General features: G+C 32.2%; 22 protein-coding genes and 2 pseudogenes. 11 read left to right on the forward strand and 13 right to left on the reverse strand.

Going from position 1 to position 24,480, the window contains the following annotated elements:
• Nucleotides 1-35: 35 nt before the first annotated feature.
• The 7 genes from GOQ20_RS02385 to GOQ20_RS02415 form a co-directional block, all read right to left on the reverse strand.
• A complete protein-coding gene (locus GOQ20_RS02385) occupies nucleotides 36-533 on the reverse strand; it encodes an antirestriction protein ArdA (RefSeq protein ID WP_000342539.1) in 498 nt (165 codons plus the stop codon).
• 116 nt (nucleotides 534-649) lie between these two features.
• Nucleotides 650-871, reverse strand: a complete 222-nt coding sequence (locus GOQ20_RS02390; RefSeq protein ID WP_001009056.1) for a hypothetical protein — start codon at nucleotides 869-871, stop codon at nucleotides 650-652.
• A 42-nt stretch (nucleotides 872-913) separates the two neighbouring features.
• Nucleotides 914-2,152, reverse strand: coding sequence for a MobT family relaxase (gene mobT, locus GOQ20_RS02395; RefSeq protein WP_443093816.1), 1,239 nt, complete (start codon nucleotides 2,150-2,152; stop codon nucleotides 914-916).
• 122 nt (nucleotides 2,153-2,274) lie between these two features.
• Complete coding sequence (locus GOQ20_RS04915) at nucleotides 2,275-3,138, reverse strand: FtsK/SpoIIIE domain-containing protein (RefSeq protein WP_443093817.1); 864 nt, start codon at nucleotides 3,136-3,138, stop codon at nucleotides 2,275-2,277.
• Between the two features lie 272 nt (nucleotides 3,139-3,410).
• The gene (locus GOQ20_RS04920; protein WP_443093818.1) at nucleotides 3,411-3,683 is read right to left on the reverse strand and encodes a hypothetical protein; all 273 of its coding nucleotides are present in this window, start codon (nucleotides 3,681-3,683) and stop codon (nucleotides 3,411-3,413) included.
• Nucleotides 3,684-3,711: 28 nt separating this feature from the next.
• Nucleotides 3,712-4,098: a YdcP family protein gene (locus GOQ20_RS02410; RefSeq protein ID WP_000985015.1), complete on the reverse strand. Its 387-nt coding sequence runs from the start codon at nucleotides 4,096-4,098 to the stop codon at nucleotides 3,712-3,714.
• Between the two features lie 15 nt (nucleotides 4,099-4,113).
• Nucleotides 4,114-4,428: a YdcP family protein gene (locus GOQ20_RS02415; RefSeq protein ID WP_000420682.1), complete on the reverse strand. Its 315-nt coding sequence runs from the start codon at nucleotides 4,426-4,428 to the stop codon at nucleotides 4,114-4,116.
• Between the two features lie 490 nt (nucleotides 4,429-4,918).
• On the opposite strand from GOQ20_RS02415, the gene GOQ20_RS02420 reads away from it, so the two are divergent.
• From GOQ20_RS02420 to lpdA, 6 genes and pseudogenes are all read left to right on the forward strand, one after another.
• A complete protein-coding gene (locus tag GOQ20_RS02420; protein WP_167845251.1) occupies nucleotides 4,919-5,986 on the forward strand; it encodes an NAD(P)-dependent alcohol dehydrogenase in 1,068 nt (355 codons plus the stop codon).
• 87 nt (nucleotides 5,987-6,073) lie between these two features.
• Complete coding sequence (uvrC, locus tag GOQ20_RS02425) at nucleotides 6,074-7,813, forward strand: excinuclease ABC subunit UvrC (RefSeq protein ID WP_167845252.1); 1,740 nt, start codon at nucleotides 6,074-6,076, stop codon at nucleotides 7,811-7,813.
• A gap of 183 nt (nucleotides 7,814-7,996) precedes the next feature.
• Nucleotides 7,997-9,142 (forward strand): annotated as a pseudogene (pdhA, locus tag GOQ20_RS02430) (pyruvate dehydrogenase (acetyl-transferring) E1 component subunit alpha).
• A gap of 12 nt (nucleotides 9,143-9,154) precedes the next feature.
• Nucleotides 9,155-10,156, forward strand: a complete 1,002-nt coding sequence (locus tag GOQ20_RS02435) for an alpha-ketoacid dehydrogenase subunit beta (RefSeq protein ID WP_167845253.1) — start codon at nucleotides 9,155-9,157, stop codon at nucleotides 10,154-10,156.
• Between the two features lie 11 nt (nucleotides 10,157-10,167).
• Complete coding sequence (locus GOQ20_RS02440) at nucleotides 10,168-11,079, forward strand: 2-oxo acid dehydrogenase subunit E2 (protein WP_167845254.1); 912 nt, start codon at nucleotides 10,168-10,170, stop codon at nucleotides 11,077-11,079.
• Between the two features lie 3 nt (nucleotides 11,080-11,082).
• On the forward strand, nucleotides 11,083-13,260 hold the full coding sequence (lpdA, locus tag GOQ20_RS02445; protein ID WP_167845255.1) for a dihydrolipoyl dehydrogenase: 2,178 nt from the start codon (nucleotides 11,083-11,085) through the stop codon (nucleotides 13,258-13,260).
• 130 nt (nucleotides 13,261-13,390) lie between these two features.
• On the opposite strand, the pseudogene GOQ20_RS02450 reads toward lpdA, so the two are convergent.
• Nucleotides 13,391-14,096: pseudogene (locus GOQ20_RS02450) on the reverse strand (IS1634-like element ISMsy1 family transposase); the annotation flags it as partial.
• A 149-nt stretch (nucleotides 14,097-14,245) separates the two neighbouring features.
• On the opposite strand from GOQ20_RS02450, the gene GOQ20_RS02455 reads away from it, so the two are divergent.
• The 5 genes from GOQ20_RS02455 to glyA are packed head-to-tail and all read left to right on the forward strand — an operon-like array spanning nucleotide 14,246 to nucleotide 20,503.
• Nucleotides 14,246-15,451 (forward strand): replication-associated recombination protein A, encoded by a 1,206-nt coding sequence (locus GOQ20_RS02455; RefSeq protein ID WP_167845256.1) that lies wholly within the window; start codon nucleotides 14,246-14,248, stop codon nucleotides 15,449-15,451.
• 10 nt (nucleotides 15,452-15,461) lie between these two features.
• Nucleotides 15,462-16,415: a phenylalanine--tRNA ligase subunit alpha gene (pheS, locus tag GOQ20_RS02460; protein WP_167845257.1), complete on the forward strand. Its 954-nt coding sequence runs from the start codon at nucleotides 15,462-15,464 to the stop codon at nucleotides 16,413-16,415.
• Nucleotides 16,405-17,073 carry a uracil-DNA glycosylase gene (locus GOQ20_RS02465; RefSeq protein WP_167845258.1) on the forward strand — a complete coding sequence of 223 codons (669 nt, stop codon included), beginning with the start codon at nucleotides 16,405-16,407 and terminating at the stop codon, nucleotides 17,071-17,073. Before pheS ends, GOQ20_RS02465 begins: the two co-directional genes overlap by 11 nt.
• Nucleotides 17,073-19,226 carry a phenylalanine--tRNA ligase subunit beta gene (locus GOQ20_RS02470; protein ID WP_167845259.1) on the forward strand — a complete coding sequence of 718 codons (2,154 nt, stop codon included), beginning with the start codon at nucleotides 17,073-17,075 and terminating at the stop codon, nucleotides 19,224-19,226. The genes GOQ20_RS02465 and GOQ20_RS02470 overlap by 1 nt, the downstream gene beginning before the upstream one ends.
• Nucleotides 19,227-19,234: 8 nt before the next feature.
• Nucleotides 19,235-20,503, forward strand: a complete 1,269-nt coding sequence (gene glyA / locus GOQ20_RS02475; protein WP_167845260.1) for a serine hydroxymethyltransferase — start codon at nucleotides 19,235-19,237, stop codon at nucleotides 20,501-20,503.
• A gap of 91 nt (nucleotides 20,504-20,594) precedes the next feature.
• Here the strand turns inward: glyA and GOQ20_RS02480 are convergent, their stop codons facing one another.
• The 5 genes from GOQ20_RS02480 to GOQ20_RS02495 form a co-directional block, all read right to left on the reverse strand.
• Nucleotides 20,595-21,863: an NYN domain-containing protein gene (locus GOQ20_RS02480; RefSeq protein ID WP_167845261.1), complete on the reverse strand. Its 1,269-nt coding sequence runs from the start codon at nucleotides 21,861-21,863 to the stop codon at nucleotides 20,595-20,597.
• Between the two features lie 258 nt (nucleotides 21,864-22,121).
• On the reverse strand, nucleotides 22,122-22,478 hold the full coding sequence (locus GOQ20_RS04680) for a DNA adenine methylase (RefSeq protein WP_233091205.1): 357 nt from the start codon (nucleotides 22,476-22,478) through the stop codon (nucleotides 22,122-22,124).
• Between the two features lie 128 nt (nucleotides 22,479-22,606).
• The gene (locus GOQ20_RS04850) at nucleotides 22,607-22,711 is read right to left on the reverse strand and encodes a DNA adenine methylase (RefSeq protein WP_233091206.1); all 105 of its coding nucleotides are present in this window, start codon (nucleotides 22,709-22,711) and stop codon (nucleotides 22,607-22,609) included.
• Between the two features lie 217 nt (nucleotides 22,712-22,928).
• Entirely contained in the window at nucleotides 22,929-23,756 is an 828-nt protein-coding gene (locus GOQ20_RS02490; RefSeq protein ID WP_167845262.1) for an MAGa7180 family putative nuclease, read from the reverse strand.
• Nucleotides 23,756-24,403, reverse strand: a complete 648-nt coding sequence (locus GOQ20_RS02495) for a hypothetical protein (protein WP_167845263.1) — start codon at nucleotides 24,401-24,403, stop codon at nucleotides 23,756-23,758. The genes GOQ20_RS02490 and GOQ20_RS02495 overlap by 1 nt, the downstream gene beginning before the upstream one ends.
• Between the last annotated feature and the right edge of the window lie 77 nt (nucleotides 24,404-24,480).

The following is a 24,480-nucleotide window of genomic DNA, read 5'->3' on the forward strand; positions in this document are numbered from 1 at the left end:
ATAGAAAATCTGCCAGTAGTAATGTACCGACAGATTTAATAGACGATTTCAAAAATCCCATGATTGGTTGAGATAAACGTTCCTGAAAGGTCTAAATCCCGACCATAGGCTTGATAATCAATATAGTTTTGAAGACTAGCTGGTACTTCGCCTAAAGCACCCGTTTCTTCAATGTAGTAGCGTGCCACGTCATACATATCATCACAATCGGAATGAATGATAATATCCTCTTGATGTTCGCTTAGTTCTTCAATGCTTGAAAAATGAGTGAGCAGAGCAGATAGCTCCGATTGTAATTCTTCGGGTAATTCCGATACCATTTCCCATAGTCGATTGAGTTCGCCAATGGAAGTGTATTCGTCAACCGTAAAGGGTAACTCGTAGTCATGAATGGCGTATTCCTCATATTCATCATTCAAACCGATTTTCTCTTTGACTTCCTCAAAGTCAATGGGAAAGGTAAACCACGCACCGACCAATTCGCCCTCATTGTATTTGCCTAAATTCGCAATATAGACTTGCATATCGTCCATATATTCACGTCCTTTCTTTGTAGAGATTCAAAAATCCCTACCGCACTTCGTTTGGTGTACCATTCCTTTGCGGAACATAAGAAAACCACTTATATTCCACAAAAGAACGGTTTTATTTAAGCACCAATAATGCGATTGAATAGCTCTAGTAAAATGTCTTTTACTCCAGCAGCGTTGAAGACTAAGCCAACCGCAATAATCGCAATAATTAAAAAGCCAATCAGTTTGCTAAACTCACGCTTGAAGCCAAGATACAAGCCAATCACAACGATTGCTAAAAGCACCAGTGATTGAGCGTTTGATAGAAACCAGTTATAAAGGTTTTGTCCAAAATTAATAAAAATGTTCTCCTCTCTATATTCAATGAATTTGTATTTGAGTTATTTTTTTGTTGTTATCACGTCCTGTTCTTTTACTGACTGTTGCTTCAAAATCTGCTTGTGTCGGTCTGTCAGTTTCGCATGGTCGAGAATGTCTTTTACAACCTGCGTCTGGTTGATTTCATCAAGTTTAATCGCAACCTTTAAGGTCGGGGCAACTTGATGAGATAGCCAGTTCAGCGTTCTTTGGAAGGAGTAAGGCTCTGGTTTTGTGGTTAGTTTTAATCGTTCACGATTGTTCCCAATAAACCAAGCCCATTCTTCATTCAGTTTCCAATCAGAACGAGGTTTGGAATCGTCTTTATCTACAAAACGGATATACCCATTGATAATTTTAAAGGCGGTATGCTCTGGATTGTCATAGACGAGTAAATCACGGACTGCATAATAGGCACGCTCATTTTTCAATCGAATCTCAAAACGGTTTTTTACTTCTGCGTCTTCAATGGGAATATCATTTTTCTTGTACTGCTCGTAGTCCTTTTCATAGATACAGAAATAAACTTCACTTTGTAATGAACCGATATAGAGGGTGTTTCCCATACATTCCTTTTCCTCTTTGCGTACCAGTTCGCCACTGCGATAGCTTTTAAAACTGCGGAAGACGGAGATACATTCTTCCTGTTGGCACTTTTCAGTGAGTACAGGGATATTCAAAATCCCTGTCTTATCGTTAATGGCAAGGTCAAGGCGTTTCATGACACCGCCAGCGACCAAAACGTCCATAAAGAACTCATACCAGCTTCTTTGTTGTGCCAGAAGATAGCTTTCAAATTGTCTGCACCCACGACCTTTCAATTCCACCAGAACTCCTTTGTCCAGTTCATGGGAGCAAAGGACGAATATGTCGCCTAAAGCATAATGCTCTGAATAAGAATAGAAACCATAGTCCTCATGAAGAAAATAGGACAGTTTCAGTTGTAAGATGTTTTCGACCACCTGCTGTACGTCTGTTGTCGGAAAGCGAATCCTTACATAATCAAACAGCATTTCAAGGGGAGCGTCGGGATTGAAGCGTTCCAGAGCTTCCCAAAGGGACTGCTGTAAATCCTCTGATGGCTTGACTTTTCCTGTTTCAATATCGCTTAGATACTGCCTTGTAATACCAGTCGCAACAGCTAAACGGTTTTGAGATAGTCCATAAGCCAAGCGTTTTTCTTTTAAATGCTGTAACCAAGTTTGTTCATTCAGTAAAAATCCCTCCAATCAAAAAGGCGTATGTCAACTTTTAAAGCCCATTTGACATACGCTGAAATTTTGTAAATCCCTTGTAACCAAAGGATTTTCTAATGTTTTTTTGACTGTTTCCTGTCGATTTGTACCCCCCCTGTTAGATACGGGGGGGTTAAGTGCTGGCGTGGCTATTGCCACACCAGTCAGCAAGATCAGTCCACACCTGCGACTTCCGCTTCGCACGTCGCCTGCGTGGACTGTCTGCTGTTGGATAACTTTTTAATTTCCTCCAAGAAATCATATCCTTTTGGTACAAGGGGAGTATAAAACTCTGATATGACACTTGTTCCTACATCAACATAGCCACGACCTTTGATTCGCTTTAAGAAGAAATCCTTTTGTACGTCACTGCCAAACATCATGCCATAGCCCATTTCAGACATACGACCTAAAGCCACTCTGAAATTAAACTGATCACGGATTCCGTCGCCTAAATATTTTGCGTCTGGACGTTGACAAGCCAGTATTAGAAAGAAGCCAGCTTGACGACCTAACATGACAATCTGTTTCAGCTTATTCATAACTGCGGTGTTTTCTTTTGTTCCCAGCATTTCCATGAAAGCGACGTATTCATCAAAGATTAAGAAGTGTGCCGGAAGACCTAAGTAAGCATAATTTTTGCCAGTCTTATAGTTCTTCATCTGCTTCATTTCCTCACTACGTTTCATCATTTCTTCATAGAATGTTTCAATGCAAGAAAGCAAGTCTTCTTTTCTATAGTAGACATTTGCCATCACAGAACCTAAGTCCGCAAGGTCAGCATTTTTCGGGTCAAGAATATACAGTTTTGAATCTGTATGAAGCAAGGCTTCAATCAGTGTCAGCATAAAGTAAGTTTTACCGCCACCTGTACCACCAGCAATCAACATATGAGGGAGCTTATCATATTCCCACCATACGTTTTTCATTAAGCGAAGTTTACCATCTTTAGCTTCTACTTCATCAATAGAAATACGACTGGCTATGGTGTCATAGAGCAAAGTATATTCCACACAGGAATCCTTTAACTCTTTATCCGTCAGCTCACAGTACAAGCCACTCTCAATTTCTTTTCCAAGTGTAAGAGTTGGTCTTGATATTTTCCCAGCGTGATTTCCACCCGTATCTGTATCAAGCCATTTTTAAGTCGATAATACATTTTAGGGAAGTAGGTTATCTTTTCCTTTGTACGACCAGCACTATCTTTAAAGAAACCCTCTGTTTTGACCTGTTCAGATTCATACCACTTGTTTTCAAGTATCATCTTTGCCAGTTTTTGATGGTGTTAAAGTTGTTTAACCGTATCATAGCGAACCCGTTTGAATACAAACGCTACCAGCAAGCAGATAAGAATTGCGACACTGAAACTGATAATTAAATAGGGAATGTCAATCTTATCTGCTTGTGATAGGTTAAAATCCTGCCAGTTGATCTGCTGGATTGTCTTCACATGAAACAGTCCGACAACCAGCAGGAAAACAGGCAGGAGTGACGCTATCGTAAAATGAAAGACTAAATCTTTAACAGATGGGCGAATCCTTTTACCACGCTGTTTCATGCGAAAAAGTCTCCTTTCTACCTAGCGACTATTTGTCTTGTGTCGGTTCTTTCTTTGCTTGTGGTTGAGCTTTGAATGAACTAGAATCCTTTGTCAGCACAATATCGTCTGCCTTGATATACCAGTCAACATCTGCTCCTTGATAGGTGGCAGTAGCAACGGTGTCCGCAATGGGATTGATAAGTTCCACCCGTGCGTTATAATCAAACTCTTTCAAAGGCACGCTGGCAGGAATACTTACTTGAATCATGCGTCCTTGTCCTTTGGATTTTAAGTCATAGGTACGTTCCTTGATTTCATCTGAAACCGACCCGTCTTCATTTTGGATTCTCACTTCACGACGTAGAGCAGAGAATTTCAATTCTCCAAAAGTCGTGTCTTTATCTAATACAATGCCATTTGCTAATCTCATCATTTTTCCTCTCTTTCTTTATTCTTTTATCATGTCGTCAGCATGTAAAAGGTAATTTGTAAAACCACGAGTGCCGATTTTGTAGCCCTCTGCGGTAATACGTGGATTGACTAACTTCACACGTTCCTCAAAGCCGAAATGTTTTTCGCCAGCTTCAGCAGGAAGCACCACCACAATATCATCTGCTCTTTGAACATCAGAATAGAGATTATAGCTTCTTGATAAGACAGTTAGCCGTCCATTGATTCTTCGCTGAACGACTTTATCCTCGCCAGCAAATTCTAAATTGCCGAATGTTTTTTCCATGTTGGGAATCACAAATTTAAGTTCCATATTTTTACCTATCCTTTCTTTTTTTATTGGCTGAATGAATGTTTGATGGTCTTAAAGAGTGGGGAACGACCTTTTGATTCTTGATTTTTTGTTTTCATAAGTTCACTTCCTTTCAAAATCGGGTAAAAAAATAGACACCTCATTTTTTGAAGTGTCTACCTATTAAATATTCAAATTTTATTGGAAGTATCTTTATATCTTCACTTTTCAAGGATAAATCGTCGTATCAAAGCTCATTCATAAGTAGTAAATTAGTAGTAAATTGAGTGGTTTTGACCTTGATAAAGTGTGATAAGTCCAGTTTTTATGAGGATAACTAGATTTTTATGCTATTTTTTTTATAAAAATTGCATATTTTAGGGCACTTTTGTAGCAAATTTATTACAAATGGTTATAAAAACTAGAGTAAAAGATGCAAAAAGGTATAATAAAATAAGGATATAGATTTTTTATTGCTATATTTCCTGTATTTTAAAACTTTGGAGGTCTTATGAAAGGTTTTGCAATGAAAAAAATTGGACAAGTAGGTTGAATCGAAAAAGATAAACCTAAATGTGGTCCAAACGATGCATTAATTAAACCATTAGCTGTTGCTCCTTGTACTTCAGATATTCACACTGTGTATGAAGGGGGCATTGGTGAAAGAACCGATATGATTTTAGGTCATGAATTTTGTGGTGAAGTAGCTGAAGTAGGTAGTGAAGTTAAAGATTTTAAAGTAGGAGATAAAGTTCTTGTAGCTGCTATTACACCTAATTGAAATAGCAAAGAAGCTCAATCAGGTTATCCAATGCATTCAGGTGGAATGCTTGCTGGATGAAAATTCTCTAATGTTAAAGATGGAGTTTTTGCTGAATATGTTCATGTTAATGATGCAGATGCAAACTTAGCACATATGCCTGAGGGTATGGATTATGGTGTAGCTTGTATGCTTAGTGATATGCTTCCAACTGGATTTCATGCTGCTGAACTTGCAGATATTCAATTTGGTGATGTAGTTGCTGTATTTGGGCTTGGTCCTGTTGGGCTTATGGCAACAGCAGCTGTAAATTTAAAAGGTGCTGGAAGAATTATTGTAGTAGATACAAAAGAATTAGCTTTTAAAGTGGCTAAAGAATATGGAGCTACTGATTTTGTAGATTTTAAAAAAGAAGATGTTGTTGCAAAAATTATGGAGCTTACAAATGGTGAAGGAGTTGATAAAGTAGTTATTGCTGGTGGAAATCAAAGTGTGCTTAAAACAGCTATTACCATCTTAAAGCCTGGTGGTAAAATTGGTAATGTAAATTACTTTGGTGAAGGTGAATATCTTCAAATCCCTAGAGCAGAATGAGGTGTAGGGATGAGTCATAAACAAATTTTAGGTGGACTTATGCCTGGTGGTCGTTTAAGATTAGAAAAACTAGCTAGATTAATTACTTATGGCAAAATTGATCCATCAAAAATGATTACTCACCGCCTTGAAGGTTTTGAAGCAATTGAAACTGCTTTAGAGCTTATGAAAAATAAACCCGAAGGTTTAATTAAGCCAGTTGTAATTATTAGTAAAGATAAATAGAAATGAGCTAAAAACATAGGCAATTTGCTTATGTTTTTTCAATTCCAATCAAGCTATTAATTTGGCATATTTGATAAAATAAGAACTATGAATTCAAATGAACAAATTCTTAATCTCCTTACTAAAGTTCCTAGAAAACCAGGAGTTTATCTTTGGAAAAATGCTCAAGGAGAAGTAATTTACATTGGTAAAGCAGTTAATTTATATAACCGTATGCATCAGTATTTTAAAGGAGCTATTAACTCTTATAAAACCCATGCAATGGTAAGTAATATTGCAAGTTTTGATTTTATTGTTACCGAAAATAATAAATCAGCTTTTGTGCTTGAAAAAAATTACATTGAGCAGTATAAACCTAAATATAATGTGCAACTTCTTGATGATAAAAGATATCCATATCTTAAAATTAAGCTCACAGATAAATTAGAAATTTCATCAACTTTTAGAATCGGACAAGCTGATAAAAACAATTATTATTATGGTCCATTTCCACCTGGTGAAAATATTCGCGGCTTAATTAAAGTGCTTCAAAGAATTTTTTTATATGAAAATGGACTTCCTATTATTAATAAAAGCAGATCATACTGAGAAGAAAAATTTCATGAGCTAATTTTACTTTTAAAACTTAAGGATAATTCATTTTTAGATCATCTTTATTCAAAAATGCAAAAAGCTTCTGATAGTATGAATTTTGAATTAGCCCTTGAATATAAAAAAGCTTATTTAGTGCTTAAAAATATGAAAGATATTCAAATTTCAGAAATTTCTGTGTTTAAAAATATTGATGTGATTTCAATTATTGAGCAAGATGATTATTTACTTTTTTATGTAATTATGTACCGTTATGGAGTTCAAATAAATCACTTTTTCCACGTATCAGAAGCAATTGGGGTCAAAGAACAAATTATTGAAAATTTTATTTTTTCACTATATCATTCTAAAAATGAAATCCCGGATAAATTGGTGTTAGATGAAAAATATAAGGACATTTTCCTTGATGAAAATCTCACTTCTAAAGTAGTCTTTCCTAAAATTGGAATCTTGCATAAACTACTTGAACGAGCCTTAATTAACAATAAAGAAATGGCTAATGTTCATTTAGAAAATCTTAAGAGTAAAAAAGAGCAAAAAGATTTATTATGAAGCGAAGTTATCGAATTTTTAGGCTCAAAAGTTGAAAGCAACCCTACTATTTATCTTTTTGATAACTCCAATTTAAATAATAATTTCCCAGTTGGAGTAACTGTTGCTTTCCAAAATGGAGAGCCAAATAAAATGCTTTATCGTAAATTTAACCATGAAAAAACAGTGACTAAAGATTCAAGAAAAAGTGATGTAGAGTATATGTATCAAACAATTTATAAATATTTTGAATCAAATTGAAAATTCCTTAAAGATGATGATATTTTTATTGTTGATGGTGCAATTATGCAAATTAATGAAGCTTTAAGAGCTATCAAAAATTTAGGGATTAATCGAAAAATTAAACTTTATTCACTTGTAAAAAATGATTACCATAAAACAAGCAAATTGCTTGATTCAAGTGGTGATGAAATTGCAATCAAAAATAGAAACATTTTTAACTTTTTAGCAAGAATGCAAGTTGAAGTTGACCGATTTGCAAAAACATACCTTAGAAAAAAACATATCAATAGCACCTTTGAATCTAAGCTAACTCAAATTAAAGGAATTGGTAAAAAAACTGAACAAATTCTTTTAAAAACTTTCCAAAATTATTCTAATATTGCTAACGCAAGTTTTGAAGAAATTGAAAAGGTAACAAATAAAAAAATTGCTAAAATAATTAAAGAAAATTACAAGTTGTAAAAAATTTTACAATATATAAATAACTTTAAAAATATGAAAAAAGTATTAAAAAACTAAAAAATATAACACTTTAAATACCAAAAAGAGTAAAATTATAAATATAAATTTATATGTATTTTTGAAGAAATCATATTTCTTATAAAATTTTTTACAAAACAACAAATTTAATTCAGAAAGGAATATATGGCTGAAGCACAAAAAAAATATAAATATGCCTTAAATTCAGATGGAAGTCTTAATGTTATGAATAACCCAGATGAAATGGTTAGATTCTTAGACATTGACGGAAATTTAGATACTAAAGGTAAATGAGTAAAAAAAGGATACAAACCATCTCTTTCAAATGAACAGTTACTTGAAGCATACAAATGAATGGTTCTTTCTAGACAACAAGATGTTTACATGTTGCAATTACAAAGACAAGGAAGAATGCTTACATTTGCTCCAAACTTAGGAGAAGAAGCTCTTCAAGTTGCTACTGCATTTGCAATGAACAAAGAAAAAGATTGATTCTTACCTGCTTTTAGATCAAATGCTGCAATGCTTGCTTTAGGTGTTCCAATGGTAAACCAAATGAAATACTGAAATGGTAATGAATGAGGATCACATATGCCTGATGGTGTAAAAGTGGTTCCAATTAATATCGTTATCGCATCTCAAATTTCAAATACAGCTGGAGTTGCTTATGCTTTAAAACATAGAAAAACTGGTGGAGTTGCTGTTACATTTATCGGTAATGGTGGAACAACTGAAGGAGAATTTTCAGAAGCTATTAACTTTGCTGCCGTGCAAGAATGACCTGCTGTTTTCTGTGTAAATAACAACCAATGAGCAATTTCAACACCTAACCACTTTGAATCAATTGCTGCTACAATTTCAGGAAAAGCACAAGCTTATGGATGTGCCGGAGTTCGTGTAGATGGAAACGACTTTTTAGCAAGTTATTAAGTAATTAAAGATGCTATTGAATACACAAGAAATGAATCAAAACCAATTATCGTTGAGTTTGTAACATGACGTCAAGGACCTCATACTACTTCAGATAACCCAAGAATTTACCGTACAGAAGCACAAGAAAAAGAAGAAGAAAAATGAGAACCAATGCACCGTTTTGAAAAATACTTAATGGACAATGGAATTCTTACTGAAGAATCTAAAAACCAAATTTGAGAAGATTCACTTAATGTTGCAAAAGAAACCTTTGTTGAAAGTTTAAAAGATATTGATACAAAAATTGAAGATATTTTTGACTACACATATGCAGAATTACCAAAAGAACTTCTAGAACAAAAAGAAGAAGCAATTAAATTTTGAAAAGACCACAAATAAGAAGGAGTAATAATGGCTGAAGATAAAAAAATATTAAATAATATCGGTGCTGTTACAGATGCAATTGATATTGCTATGGAACGTGATCCAAATGTTGTGTTATTTGGGCAAGACGCTGGTTTTGAAGGTGGAGTTTTCAGATCAACTGAAGGACTTCAAGCAAAATATGGAGTAGAAAGAGTTTTTGATACACCTATTGCTGAAGCTGGTATTGCCGGGGTAGCAATTGGTGCTGCTATGGCTGGTCTTAAACCAATTGGTGAAATTCAATTCCAAGGTTTCTCATACCCAGCTATGCAACAACTTTTCACACAAGGTGCTCGTTTAAGAAACCGTTCAAGAGGTAAATTATCAGTTCCTATGGTGCTTAGAATGCCTATGGGTGGAGGAATTAGAGCTTTAGAACACCACTCAGAAGCACTTGAAGCAATTTATTCACATGTGCCAGGGGTTAAAGTAGTTATGCCTGCTTTCCCATATGATACAAAAGGGTTATTACTTGCTGCAATTAACGATCCAGATCCTGTTGTATTCTTAGAACCAAAAAGAATTTATAGAGCCGGAAAACAAGAAGTTCCTGCTGGATATTACACAGTTGAAATTGGTAAAGCAAACAAAATTCTTGAAGGAAATGACCTTACAATTGTTACTTATGGAGCTCAAGTACATGATGTACTTGCTGCAATTAAAAAACTTAAAGCATCAGGAAGCAATTTAACATTTGATTTAATTGACTTAAGAACAATTAAACCAATGGATACAGACACAATTATTGAATCTGTCAAAAAGACAGGAAGATTACTTGTGGTTCATGAAGCTGTTAAGAGCTTTTCAGTTAGTGCTGAAATTATGGCTAGAGTTAATGAAAAAGCTTTTGAATACCTTAAAGCCCCAATGACAAGACTTACAGGGTATGACATTACAGTTCCACTTGCAAAAGGTGAAAGATTACACGCAATTACAGATGATAAAGTAATTGAAAAAATTAAAGAAGTTGTAAGCTTTGAATTTTAGAAAGGAAAATAATGAGTATTAAATCAACACCACTTGTTAGAGCGTTTGCAAAAAAAGAAAACGTTAATCTTGAACTTGTTAAAGGTTCAGGAATGGGCGGAAGAATTAAGCTTCAAGATATAAAAGATTTCCTTGCAAATCAAGCAGCAACACCTGCTGGTGCTTCAAGCGCAATCAAAGAAGCTCCAGCACAAGTTGCTCCAACAAAACCAGTAGCAACAGGAGTTCCATATAGCGAACCAGTTACACCTATTAGAAAAGCAATTGCTCGTGCTATGACTAATTCATGAGACAATGTAGCTTATGTAAACTTAGTTCATGAAATTGATATGAGTGCTTTATGAGACTTACGTAGTTCAATTAAAGATTTAGTTCTTAAAAGTGAAAATGTTAAATTAACATTCCTTCCATATATTCTTAAAGCTATTTCAATTGCCTTAAAAGAATTTCCTAAATTTACAGCTAAATACAATGAAGCTAAGAGCACTTTAGATTACCCAGGAATTGTTAACTTAGGATTTGCAGTTGATACTGAAGCTGGACTTATGGTACCAGTTATTAATGATGCTTCAAATTTAAGCATTCTTGAATTAGCTAAAGAAGTTGGACGTTTAGCCAAAGCCGCTAGAGAAAAAACAATCAAACCAAACGAAATGAAAGGTGCAGGATTCACTATTACAAACTATGGATCAGTTGGTTCATTGTGAGGAGTGCCTGTTATTAACTACCCTGAAGTTGCTATTGCAGGAGTTGGTGCTATCGTTGATAAACCAGTTGTAAAAAATGGTGCTATTGTGCCAGGAAAAGTTATGTATCTTACAGTAGCTGCTGACCACCGTTGAATCGATGGAGCAGAAATTGGAAGATTTGCATCTAGAGTTAAAGAACTTTTAGAAAAACCAGAAGTTTTAGGAGTGTACTAGATAATGTATAAATTTAAATTTGCAGATATTGGTGAAGGACTTCATGAAGGGGTTGTTGCTGAAATTTACAAAAAAGTAGGTGACACAGTTAAAGAAGGAGATTCTCTTTTTTCAGTTGAAACAGATAAAGTTACTTCAGATATTCCTTCTCCAGTTGATGGAAAAATTGTTAAAGTTTTAATGAACCAAGGTGATACAATTCACGTAGGTCAAGAAATTTACGTAATTGACGATGGTAGCGGTGATGATGTTGAAGCTGCAGCACCAGCGCAAGAAGCTCAAGCCCAAAGTGCACCAGCTAGCGAGGGAGCTCACGAATTTTATTCATTTAAATTTGCTGATATTGGTGAAGGACTTCATGAAGGGGTTGTAGCTGAAATTTACAAAAAAGAAGGTGATACAGTTAAAGAAGGAGATTCTCTTTTCTCAGTTGAAACAGATAAAGTTACTTCAGATATTCCTTCTCCAGTTGATGGAAAAATTGTTAAAGTTTTAATGAATCAAGGTGATACAATTCACGTAGGTCAAGAAATTTATGTAATTGACGATGGTAAAAAACACTCAAATGCTGCAGTACCAGCTGCTAAAACTTCAGGTGGTGGAGCAAGCGTTGTTGGAGTTATGGAAGTTAATGATGATCTTTTAGACTTTTCATCTCTTTCTGCTTCATCTTCATCTACAAGTGCTAAAGCAGAAGTTAGCGCTCCAAAACAAGAAGCTGTGTCAGCAAGTAGTGATTCTTCATTTGACGAAGGTAAAGCTTACACAGGAGCAATCGAAGAAGAATTTGATGTTATTGTTGTAGGTTCAGGTCCTGGTGGGTACTTAGCAGCTGAGGAAGCTGGTAAATCAGGTCTTAAAACAATGATTGTTGAGAAAAAATACTGAGGTGGTGTATGTCTTAACACAGGATGTATTCCAACTAAATCACTTCTTAAATCAACAGAAATTATTTCAGATATTAAACACGCTGAAAAATATGGTGTAGTTGCAATTAGCTCAATTGATAATGAAGCAACTTGAAAATCAATGCACGAACGTAAAGCTGGAGTTGTTTCAAAAATTTCTAAATCAGTTGAAATGTTAATGAAATCATCAAAAGTTAAATCACTTTTTGGTGAAGCTAAATTTGTTGGTGCTAGAGAAATTGAAGTTAACTCAAAAGTTTACCGTGCAAAAAACATTATTTTAGCAACAGGATCAACAGCTAACCAATTAGCAATGCTTCCAGGATTTAAAGAAGGATATGACAACTTAGAAATCATTACTTCTGAAGAAGCAATTAACTGAGATAAATCATTACCTAAAAAAGTTACAATCATTGGTGGTGGTGTAATTGGGCTTGAATTTGCTACTGTTTTTGCAACAGCAGGAGCTGAAGTTACAATCTTACAAAATACAGATAAACTTTTACCAATGAACGAACCTGAAGTTGCTCAAGAAGCAGCTAAAATGCTTGATAAAATGGGTGTTAAAGTTCTTTACAACGCTCAAAGCCAAAAATACGAAGGTAAAAAATTATATGTTCTTGTTGACGGAAAAGAAACAGTTCTTGAACAAGATATTATCCTTACAGCAACAGGTAGAAGCGCAAATTCAAAAGGACTTGCAGAAGTTGGTGTAAAACTTGGACAAAGAGGCGAAGTTATCGTCGATAAACACCAAAGAACAAATGTTAGAAACGTATATGCAATTGGGGACGTAACTGGACAAAATATGTTAGCTCACGTTGCTTATGCACATGCTCTTGTAGCTGTTTCACACATTCTTGGTGATGAAGAAAAAGGAACATACAAACCAAAAGGAATTCCAGGATGTATTTATACAACACCAGAAATTGCTTTCGTTGGTCTTACAGAAGCTGAAGCTAAAAAACAAGGAAGAAATGTATTTGCTTCAAAATACTTATTTGAATACTTAGGAAAAGCTATAGCAGCTTCACATACAGAAGGATTTATCAAATTAATCGTTGATAAAGAATTTGGTGAAATTTTAGGTGCTACAATTGTTGGGGCAAATGCTACAGATTACATTACAGAAGTTCTTTTAGCTATGGAACAAGAAGTGACTGTACACGAAATTGCTCACACAATTCACCCACACCCAACATACAACGAAATTATTTGAGAAGCAGCACGTAGTGCAAGCTTAAAATTAGATCTTGAAAAACACAAAAAATAATTCAAAATCATAATCAAAACACTGCTAAAAGGCAGTGTTTTTTGCGCATTTATCCTGAGTTTCCAAGTTGCAATGAAGAAAAAACGAATACACCTACAAATAAGGTGTATTCGTTTTTTATGCTTTTAAATTACAATGATAGAACATCAACTTCATATTGAAAATCACTATATATTTTGTTTAATTTTTTATGTTCTGGGTCTAAATTATTCTTGATTTTACTTATAACTTTACAATTTACAGTCTTTGTTGTGATTGTTATAAGTTTCATGCATTTATAAACATATTCATTGTGAGTTTTTGACTCTCTCCATTATCTTTATAAAATTTCTTTAATTTATAAATGCAATATTTAGAAACAATTAGAGGCAAAAGTATAAAAATACATGAGATTGAATATGCTCGTCTTTATAAACGTACATCGGTCTAACTTCGATTGCTGATTTTGAGGTTATGAAACCTTCTTCCACTTTTTGTTGCCCTTATATATTTCATTTCCTTCTTTTGAATCTATGTTTCTTATGTTGGTTTCAATCACATAAAAGCCATCTTCATTAGTTACTTTTTAATTTTTCGATATTTAATCTTCCGATTTTTTTACCATTCTACATCCATATACTTTTTTTATATTCAGGAACCAAAGCACTTAATGGCAATTCACCGTTAATAGACTTTTTCTCCAATTTATTAATAAGATTTTGTCTTTTTATTTTGTCTAAAGTTTGTTTTGCATGGCTAAAATAGACAGATTGTTTTCTAAAGGTATCACTATATCTTTTTTTATTTTTGTTTTTAGCTCAAACAGATTGGACGAATCTAGATTTAGTAAAATAATCATATTATATTTCCTTGCAACAATAAATAAACTGTAATTTTAGGGAATTTTGCATTAAATTATTGCGCATAATATTAGTTAAATTTAGGTTAATTTCATAAAAATTGATGCACAAAAAGATAGCAAAAATATTATAATTTAATAATTATTATGAAAAATTTAGCTAATGAAATTCGACCGATGCAAATTGACCAATTAGTAGGTCAAAACAATATTAAAAAATTACTTAAAGAAGTTGTTAAAAACAATCTTACAACTAGTTTTTTGTTTTTCGGTGAAAGCGGAATTGGTAAAACAAGTGCAGCTTTTGCATTAGCTAACGAAATGGGTAAAAAATTTGGATATTTTAATGCCACAGTTCAAAGTAAAAAGGAATTAGTAGAATTATTAGATAGCTGCGAAATTATCATAATTGATGAAATTCACCGTCTAAATAAAGATAAGCAAGATATTTTGCTTTCTTATTTAGAATTTGACAAAATCATTGTTTATGCAACTACGACAGAAAACCCTTATTTTAAGGTAAATCCGGCAGTAAGAAGTAGGATGCAAGTGATTCAATTTAGCAAGCTAAGCGAGGAAGATATTGTCTTTGGACTTAGAAAGATAATTGATAGCAAATATTCAGAGATGCAAATTAGTGATAATTTACTGCTTTCGCTAGCTAGGCAATCTTCAGGTGATTTTAGAATGAGCATTAATAACTTGCAAATGCTTTACTTTATGAAAAAGAATGCTACTATTACTGAAAATGATTTAAAAATCATTATTCCTAACATTAATTTCTATAGTGATATGAATTCAAGCGCTCACTATAACAATTTATCTGCTTTTCATAAATCACTTCGTGGAAGTGATCCTGATGCTGCTTTATATTATGGAATGCTGATTTTAAAAAGCGGTGATATTGACGGGCTTTTTAGAAGGATGCTCTGCGTAGCTTATGAAGATATTGGACTTGCTAATCCTAATATCACTTTAAGAGTAAAAAGCGCTATTGAAGCTTTTGAAAGATTAGGTCTGCCTGAAGGTAAGCTTCCAATTGCATTTGCAATTATTGACCTATGCTTAAGTGTTAAAAGTAATTCTGTGATCGTTGCTATTGATAATGTAGAAAAGCAAATTGAAACTGGTGGCATTTACGAAATACCTAAACACCTTAGAGATGCCCATTATGCTTCAGCATCTAAATTAGGTGATGGAATTGGCTATAAATATCCTCATAATTATGTTAATAATTGAGTAGATCAAGAATATCTACCTAAAAAACTTAAACATTTAAAATTCTATATTCCACAAAATAATGATATGGAACTTAAATACCAAAACTACTGAAAGAAAGTTAAAAACAAATAAAGGAGAAGTTATGACTTTTGATAAAAATAAATTTAATTCTTTTGAAGATCTTAAGCAATTCAAAGCTAAAGTTTATTCAAGCGAAGGTGAAATTGCAGCTTTACAGTTAAAACTTAGAACAGCTCCAAATGAAGAAAAAAAAGAAATTGGAAAGCAAATTAATGTTTTAAAAACTCAGTATGAAGCTCTTTTTGAAGAAATTGGTGCATATTTAAAAGAAAAACAAATTCAGGAAAAAGTAGCTAGTGAATTTATTGATGTAACAATTCCTACTGCCAAAAATCCTTCATTAAACCCAATTTCTTTAGTGGAAAATAAACTTAGAGAGTGATTCTTTGAAAATGGATATTATGAGCAACAAGCTGGTGAAATTGTGTCTGATTTATATAACTTTGAGCGTTTAAATATTCCTAAAAACCACCCAGCTAGAGCAATGCATGATTCACTTTATCTTAATGCAAGCACTCTTTTAAGAACTCATAATACAGGAATTACAGCAACTGTTTTAGAAGAATGTGCTAACTCTGAAGTTTCAACTTTTGCAATTGGAAAAGTGTACCGTAATGATGAAGATGATGCAACTCACTCACACCAATTTACTCAGCTTGATTTTGTAAGCGTTGGAAAAGTGAGTTTTCCAAATTTAATTTGAACCTTAAAATCAATGCTTAGCTACGTTTTAGAAGAAGAAGTTGAAGTTAGACTTAGACCAAGTTATTTCCCATTTACAGAACCAAGTGTTGAAGTTGATGTGTTTTACAAAAATAGATGAATTGAAATTCTTGGAGCCGGAATGCTTCATCCAAATGTTTTAAAAATGGCTGGATATACAAATGATATGAACGGATTTGCTGCTGGACTTGGAATTGAAAGAATCACAATGATTAAATACGGATTTTCAGATATTAGAGACTTATACAGAAATGATTTAAGGGTACTTGCACAATTTAACAATGAAAAATAGTTTTTTAGAAATCCTTCAAAGCGAAGGAAAAAAAGATTATTTCCAAAACATTCTTGTAAGTTTAAAAGAATCTGAAAAAAACGGGCCAATTTATCCACACCAAACTAATATTTTCCGTCCATTCGAATTTTTCCAAGTTAATGAAACTAAAGTTGTTATTTTAGGTCAAGATCCATATCATGGTTATGATCAAGCTGATGGACTTGCTTTTTCAAGTAAAAATCCAAAAACACCACCATCACTTAGAAATATTTTTAAAGAGCTTAAAAAAGAATATCCAAAAACAAAAATTGAAACAAACGATCTTAGTGCATGAGCAAAGCAAGGAGTATTGCTTCTTAATACAATCTTAACCGTGAATTACAACATGCCACTTTCACATAAACATTTTGGATGAGAAACATTTACTAAAGAAGTTCTTAAACAAGTTGCGCTTCAAGCACCTAAAGCAATTTTTGTGCTTTTAGGGAAACATGCACAAAAGTTTGCTCAGGATTTAAATTTAGATCCAAGTAGGGTTATTGCCACAAGTCACCCAAGTCCATACAGCTATAAAAAAGGATTTGAAAATTCTGGAATTTTTAAGTTAATTAACAAAAAACTTAAGCAAAACGGACTGGAGCCAATTAAATGAGATTTAAAAAAGGAGAGTAAATAATGGTTTTTTCATTAAATTATTTAAATAAGTTTTTACCAAATAAAAAGCTTGATGCAAGTGTTGAAATCGCACTTAATGAACTTGGGTTTGAAGTTGAAGAAATTAAGCCTTTTTCTGATGTTAAAGGTGTTATTTTTGCTAAAGTTATTTCAAAAGAACTTAATCCAAATACTCCTAAATTAGATGTTGTGCTTGTTGGGACTAAATTAGGTAACCTTACCATTCAAACCAATAATCAAATTCTTAATCCTGGTGATTTAACTGTTATTTTCCCAATTGGTTCATCTAAAGGTGATCATGTTTTTGGTGAAGCAACCATTAAAGGTGTAAATTCACAAGGGATGTTTGGGGCTTTTAGTGAACTTGGGTATGATTGAGAACTTTTAGAAAAAGAAAATCAAGTATTAATCCTTCCAAGTGATTTTGCTTCATTAGAAGATGATCCAATGCAAATTTTAGGCCTTGATGATTTAATGGTGGAAGTTTCTACTACAGCCAATAGAAATGATGCTAATTCATATTATGTACTTGCTAGAGAGCTTGCAGCATATTATAAAACTGATTTTGTTTTTGATTTTAAAAAGCCAAGCAAAACTTTTGCATCACAAATTAAGGTGCAAAGAGGTGATGCCGATGAACTTAACTTCCTTGAAGCAAAAGGAAAGGTAGTGCTTAATTTTGAAGATAAACTTTTACTTGCTAAAAGCGGAATTGACACCAAGCACCCAGATGCTGTTAACTTAACTAATTTAACTTTGTTAATTACAGGAGCTCCAACTCACGTATATAATAAAGATTTAATTGGTAATAATTTAACTGCTAAAATGTTTTCAGGAAACTTAACAATTTTTGGTAACAAAGAAGTTGATGTCAAAGATATTCTTGCTATTTATGATGAAAATGGACCTATTTCAATTGCGAGCGTAATGGGTCTTGAAGCATTTAAAGTTGAACAAGAAGCAACTAATTTATGTTTTGAAATTGGTATTTTCAAAAACGAATTAGTAAGACATGCAGCTAAAGAAATTAAGCTTTTAAGTAATTCTGCATCTCAAGGTTCAAGAGTTATTTCAAAAGAAGCAACTCTTTTAGGAATTAAATTTATTCAAAGCTATTTGTCAAACTTAGAGCAATCAAATTTAATTACTACTATTGATAAGGTAGAGCAAAAGCAAATTCAAATTGACAATAACAAATTAAAAACTTATGCTCAAGTAGAAGAATTAAGCATTTTTAGCCCTGCTATTGAGCAATTAAAAATGCTTGGATACATTTTTGATGAAAAAGTTGTAACAGTTCCAAATTATAGATATGATATTGTGCTTTTTGAAGATATCATTGAAGAGATTTTTAGATTTTATTCATACGCCAATTTCAAGCCAATTTCAATTAAAAACAAACCAATTAAAGTTAAACCAATTAACAAAGATAAAGCCTTTTTACTTGCTCAAGGATACAATGAAGCAAGAACTTTCACTTTAGTTTCTAAAGAAAGAAATACACTTAATCCTTTTAATTTTGAATCAAGCGTTGATTTATTAACCTTTGTTTCTAAAGAAAGAGAAACAGTTCGTAATTCAATTATCACTTCGCTTAGTGAAATTGTTTTATATAACCAAAAAAGAAAAATGAGTGAAATTAACTTCTTTGAAAAAGGGATGATTAATTACAATCATCAGATTTACGGACTTGCTTCAACAACTAAAGGTTTCTTAGACATCAAACGTGATATTGTTAACTTTTTAAAAGATGATTCACTTACATTTGTCCCTTGAAAAGATTGTGAGTTTATTCATCCAAATGTTTCAGCTAAAATTTACAAAGGGGACAAATTAATTGGTTGAATTGGAAAAATTCACCCTCGTTATGATGAAACTGGTGCTTTTTATGCTGAAATTCTTGATTTAGAATACAAAACAAACAATAAATTTGAATCCTTTGAGCAAAGTCCATTAAAAACTTTAGATTTAACTTTCCAAATTCCGCTTCATGATTATATTGGTGACAAAGTTGCTGAAATTAAAGCGCTTGCTAATGTTTTTGATATCAAACAAATTGATAATTACTTAAAACAAGATTCAAGAAGCGTTACTTTAAGAATTTTTGCCAATGAAGAAGCAATTACCTTGCTTGATAGTCACTATAATAAATAGGAGGGTATATGTACTCAAAAATTAAAATACACGATAAGGTAGTTAATGATGCAATTAATAATGAATTAGTGCGTCAAGAAGATTTTATCCAACTTATTGCTAGCGAAAACTTTGTCTCTGAAGATGTTTTAATTGCTCAAGGAAGCGTGCTTACTAATAAATATGGAGAAGGTTATCCGGGTAGAAGATATTATGGTGGATGCGAAAATGTTGATGTAGTAGAAACTGCTGCTATTGAACGTTTAAAGTCTATTTTTGGGGTTAAATATGCTAATGTGCAACCATATTCAGGGAGCGTAGCTAACACTGCTGCTATTGCTAGCGTAGTGCCTCATGGTGGTAAAATTATGGGACTTTCATTAAGCAGTGGGGGGCATTTAACTCACGGATATAAAATTAGCTTTAGTGGAATTTTCTACAACGCAGTTTCATATGATTTAGGCAAAGATGAAAAGCTTGATTATGATGCAATTGAAGCTTTTGCAATGCAAGAAAAACCCGATTTAATTATTTGTGGTTATTCAGCGTACTCACAAATTATTGACTTTAAACGTTTTAAAGAAATTGCAAACAAATGTGGTGCTAAATTATTAGCAGATATTGCGCATATTGCAGGTCTTATTGCTGGGGGCGTGCATCCTTCGCCAGTTGGATATGCCGATATTATCACAAGTACAACTCATAAAACTCTTCGTTCAGGTCGTGGTGGAATTATTATGACTAACGATGAAGAAATTGCTAAAAAAATGGATCGTTGAGTTTTCCCTGGTTATCAAGGTGGTCCATTATTCCATGCCATTGCTGGTAAAGCGGTTGGTTTATATGAAGTTATGCAACCAATGTTTAAAGAATATGCCCAAAATATAGTTAAAAACGCTAAAACATTATGTGAATTTTTCAAAAGCAAAGGAGCAAGAATTATTAGTGGTGGAACAGAAAATCACTTATTTTTAATGGATGTAAATCAAACTTACTCAATTACAGGTAAGGAAGCTGAAGCTCTTTTGGATAAAGTAAATATTACAATTAATAAAAATAGCATTCCTTTTGATACTCTTTCGCCTATGGTAACAAGTGGACTTAGATTTGGTACAGCTGCAATGACAAGTAGGGGATTTACTAAGTGAACTGAACTTGGTGAAATTATTCACCACTGCCTTTCAAATTATGCTAAATTAAGCTCTGATACCCCTGAAGCGAAAGCAGAACTTGCTGAAATTAAAAGCAAAGTTTTAGCTTTAACTAAGGAATTTCCAATCAAAAAATCTTATCTTTAATTAATGATCAAATTAAAACGCGAATCTTATGGTTCGCGTTTTAAAATAAAACAAGGAGACATCAGCCTCCCTGTTTTTTGTAAAATAGAAATTAATTTCTGACTTTTACAAATGTTGTGCTACCGCTTTTTTTGATTTCGAAATATTGATTTAATGGCTCTTTTTGTATATATTTTGATTGAAATTTTTGAGTTAAACCAAAGTTTGCCAAATTGATTTTTTGACGTGAAAGCTCTGTTCCGATTTCTGATAATAAAACATAACCGTTTGAGTCTTTTGGAGATTTGTCAAAAATACTTAACAATTTAACAAGTCATTTTGGTTTATCTTTAGTTTTAGAAATTTCTAAATCCGATTTAATTAACCCAACCTCTAAAGTATTACTAGGTCCTTTTGTAAAGACAAGGTTGTTAGAGAAAAGATTCACGAAGATTTTTTGAACTGATTTCCCGTATTGTGCGAATTGTTTTTTTAATTTAGTTGCTCCATACTGAGGAAATTCTTTAACAAGTTCTCCATAAAAAACACTAAAAGCAATTTTATTTTCGTTTTTGTGTAATTTACCCAAATTACCTAATACTTTTAGTGATGATTCTAAAAGAGAATCTACAGGAGAAGAAATGTTTTGACTAAGCGCTAGAGTATTTTTTGTTTGAATATTCTTAATTGATCTAATATAATAAGCACTTTTTTCTTGAACTAATTCAAAGTACTTTTTCAAATCTTCAGATTCAAAAAATAATTGAACTCTACCATTTGGCGCCCCGTAATTTTTTGGGGAAAAATCACGCATTTCAACCTTCAAGTTCTGGATCACTTGAGAGAAATCTGCAAAGCCATCCTTGTTTTTTCTTTGGTCAATAAGTTTATTAACCATTTTAATAAGTTCAGTGAATTCTTCGGAATTTTCTTTGGTTTGAATTGGATTAGAGAGCTTAGAAATGTTGACAAAATTATCAAAAATGTTCATATATCAAGGTTTTAAACGTTCATCACCTGAACCGATTATATGTTTACCATACCCTTTTAATGTTTGTGCTAAATAAGAAAAATCATTATCACTTGAAGCAATACAAAATCCATCAATGTGATTGTTATTTACTAGCTTCATCATATCAACAGTCAAGTTGATGTCTGTTGAATTTTTACCTGTGATTTTTGTAGTCACAAAAACAGGATGTATATTAGAATTTATAAATAAATCAATTTGATTTTCGGTTGGGTATTTTGAAAAGTAAGCTGCTGAATAAAGCAAGTCATATTCAATTTTTAATTCCTCGATTAATTTTTGAACATTATCTCTTTCATTAAAATTGTCGAAATCAATAAAAAGGGCAATTCTCTTTTTGTTAAGGGTCATTGCTTCCTTTCTATATAAAATAAAACAAAAAAATATAATTCAAAGTATCATCGGCTAAATATAACGAAAAAAATAGCCTCAAATACATTTTATGGTATTTAAAAGTTTTAGTATTTTTAGTGATACATAAAACTTGGAGATAAATTTATCTCCATTATTATTTTATCATATGGAAAGTCTGTCTGCTAAAAAATATAATTTGAAAATTTCAAAAGTTGTTTGAAAATATTCATTTTTACTTTTTTCATTTCTAAAAATCTATTCGATATTATATTGATAATTTGTAATTATAACTTCAACACCTTTTCTGTTTTTACCATTGCTATTAACATTTCTTTTGACATTTACAACTTCTATATTGTATTCCGAATATAAATCTCTAATTAATTCAGTGTCATGGTTTGTGAGCATCAAAAAACACCCTTTTTTATCAAGTTCTTTAAACATTTTTGATAATCTAATATGACTTTCTTTATCAAAACGGTATTTTGTGTATGCATGGAATGAATTTCCAGCAGTTTTGATATCAAAAGAAACGTTAAATAGACCTTTAGAATTTATTCTATATAAACCATTAAAACATCTTTTATTTAAAAAAATGAATAAAGCAGTCATTTCTTCGTCAAATTCTTATTGAGTTAACTTGTTATTAAACTGTCCTCTTTTTTGATAAAAGAACTTTTTTGTACATTCTACTTGATCTAAATTTTTTAAAATTTTCATTAATTCACTTGGTCGATTCTTTATAAGTTGAATGGGTTTATAAGAACTGTATTGATGTCGTTTACATATGCTTTTTTAGGTTGTAAATTAAGCAAAACCGCTCCAGTACCTAAAAAAAGGTTCATAATAATCTTTAATTTTTTGCAGAAGTCATTTTTTGATTTCTGGAATTAATTGCGTTTTACCACTCACTCATTTTACAAAAAGTTTTAAGTTATTACCCATTATAATAGTCCTTTATTTGCTTTATCAATTAGTTTATATCTTCATAATTTAAATTAAAAAACACATCATAAATTTTGTTTATTGTTATGATGTGTTTTTTATTATGTAATTGTTTAATTAGGGTTTTGTGTCAGGATCAGCTTTTCCTTGCTCTTTTCATTTATTTAAAAGAGCTTCTCACTCAGCTTCGTTTTCGCATTTTAAGTATTCTAATTGATCTGCATCGGTACTTGGATTAAACACTGGTGAAACACCTGTTGTTGTGTAATATTTAAATCAATCTTTAATTTTTGTTATATCATCTAAAACTTCATTTTGATTAATTGTAAAATCGTAAGCACGAATTTTACGCTTTGCAATGTCTACGCTAGCAGGATCTAGGTAATCTTCTTCTTTTAAAAATAAAGCAATAATTTTGTATGAAGAAGATTTGCTTAAATATGAATAAAGCTGTGCTTGTTTACGATACGAAATATCAACACCTTCTTTTTCTCAAAGTTCTAATTTTTTCTCACCTGCTGTTTTGATTTCTAAAATACATTTTTGTTTTGGAAGATAACCATCTGGAACCCCACCAATAACAGTGTCTACGTCTTTAAAAAAGTCATAATCAACTTTTTCAGCTTCGTAATTTACAATTTCTAATTTTGGGTATCTACTTCTTAAAAAGTCAAAGATTTTAGGTTCTAAAATAACCCCAGCATTTACATATTTTTTAGTAAGAACTGGTAATTTAATTCTTGAAATGTGACAAAAAGCAGAAAATTCAGATTTAAATGCACCTTTAATTAAAACATCACCAACTGTACTACCACCGATTTTTTTAAACTTACTTCATTTGTCATTTGAAAGCAATTTCTCGTGAAATTGTGGTTTTAAAATCACCACGTTGTTTTCGAAGTCAATGTCGTAATCTTGCTTGTTATAAAATTTTCTACTTGCCATTATTTTTTAAGGTAGTTTCTAATAACTGTATCAGCAATAGTTTCAACATTGTTGAAGTTTGGTTGTCAATTTCTATCAATTAAAGTATCCATTGGAACTATAAAGTCAAAGACTAAATTAATTAATTTATCAAATGACGTTTCGGTTGAGTTATCATCAACTCCAACTACAAATTTTTCTGCATCCATAAATTTTTCAATTCTAATTGAAACAATTTTTACTTTATCTTCTTTTTTAACTTTTTGTTTAATTTGATCTACACTTTTGACGAAGTAATCAAGCTCATTAGGGAATCTTAAATCATCAATTAAAAATAATGAATTTTCATTTTTAGCAGAATTTTCTTCTGAAATTTTAACAATTTTGTCAAAAACTTTAGCACATCAAAGGTTACTATCGATATTACGTCCAACTTCACCCATAGCAATTCATAATGGACGCACAATTTCTTTATCTTTTCCATCTCAATTAATTGCTTCTAAAATTGGTTTAGTAATTTGTTTAATAGGCTCTGCAAATGATAAAACTTGGATATTCCCGTTAAATTCATCATAGCATTTTTCTTTAATTTTATTGCTTAATAAGCCTTTACCACTACGTCTTTTACCATTAATTAATAAAATAATATGTTTATTTCCTTTGCTCATTTGACTCTCCTGATTTAATTTCTAAAATATAGTTTTAAATTAATTATATACATAAGTCAAATGAAAAAATTACACTT

The sequence above is a fragment of the Mycoplasmopsis gallinacea genome (assembly GCF_012220205.1).
GTDB lineage: Bacteria > Bacillota_I > Bacilli_A > Mycoplasmatales > Metamycoplasmataceae > Mycoplasmopsis > Mycoplasmopsis gallinacea_A.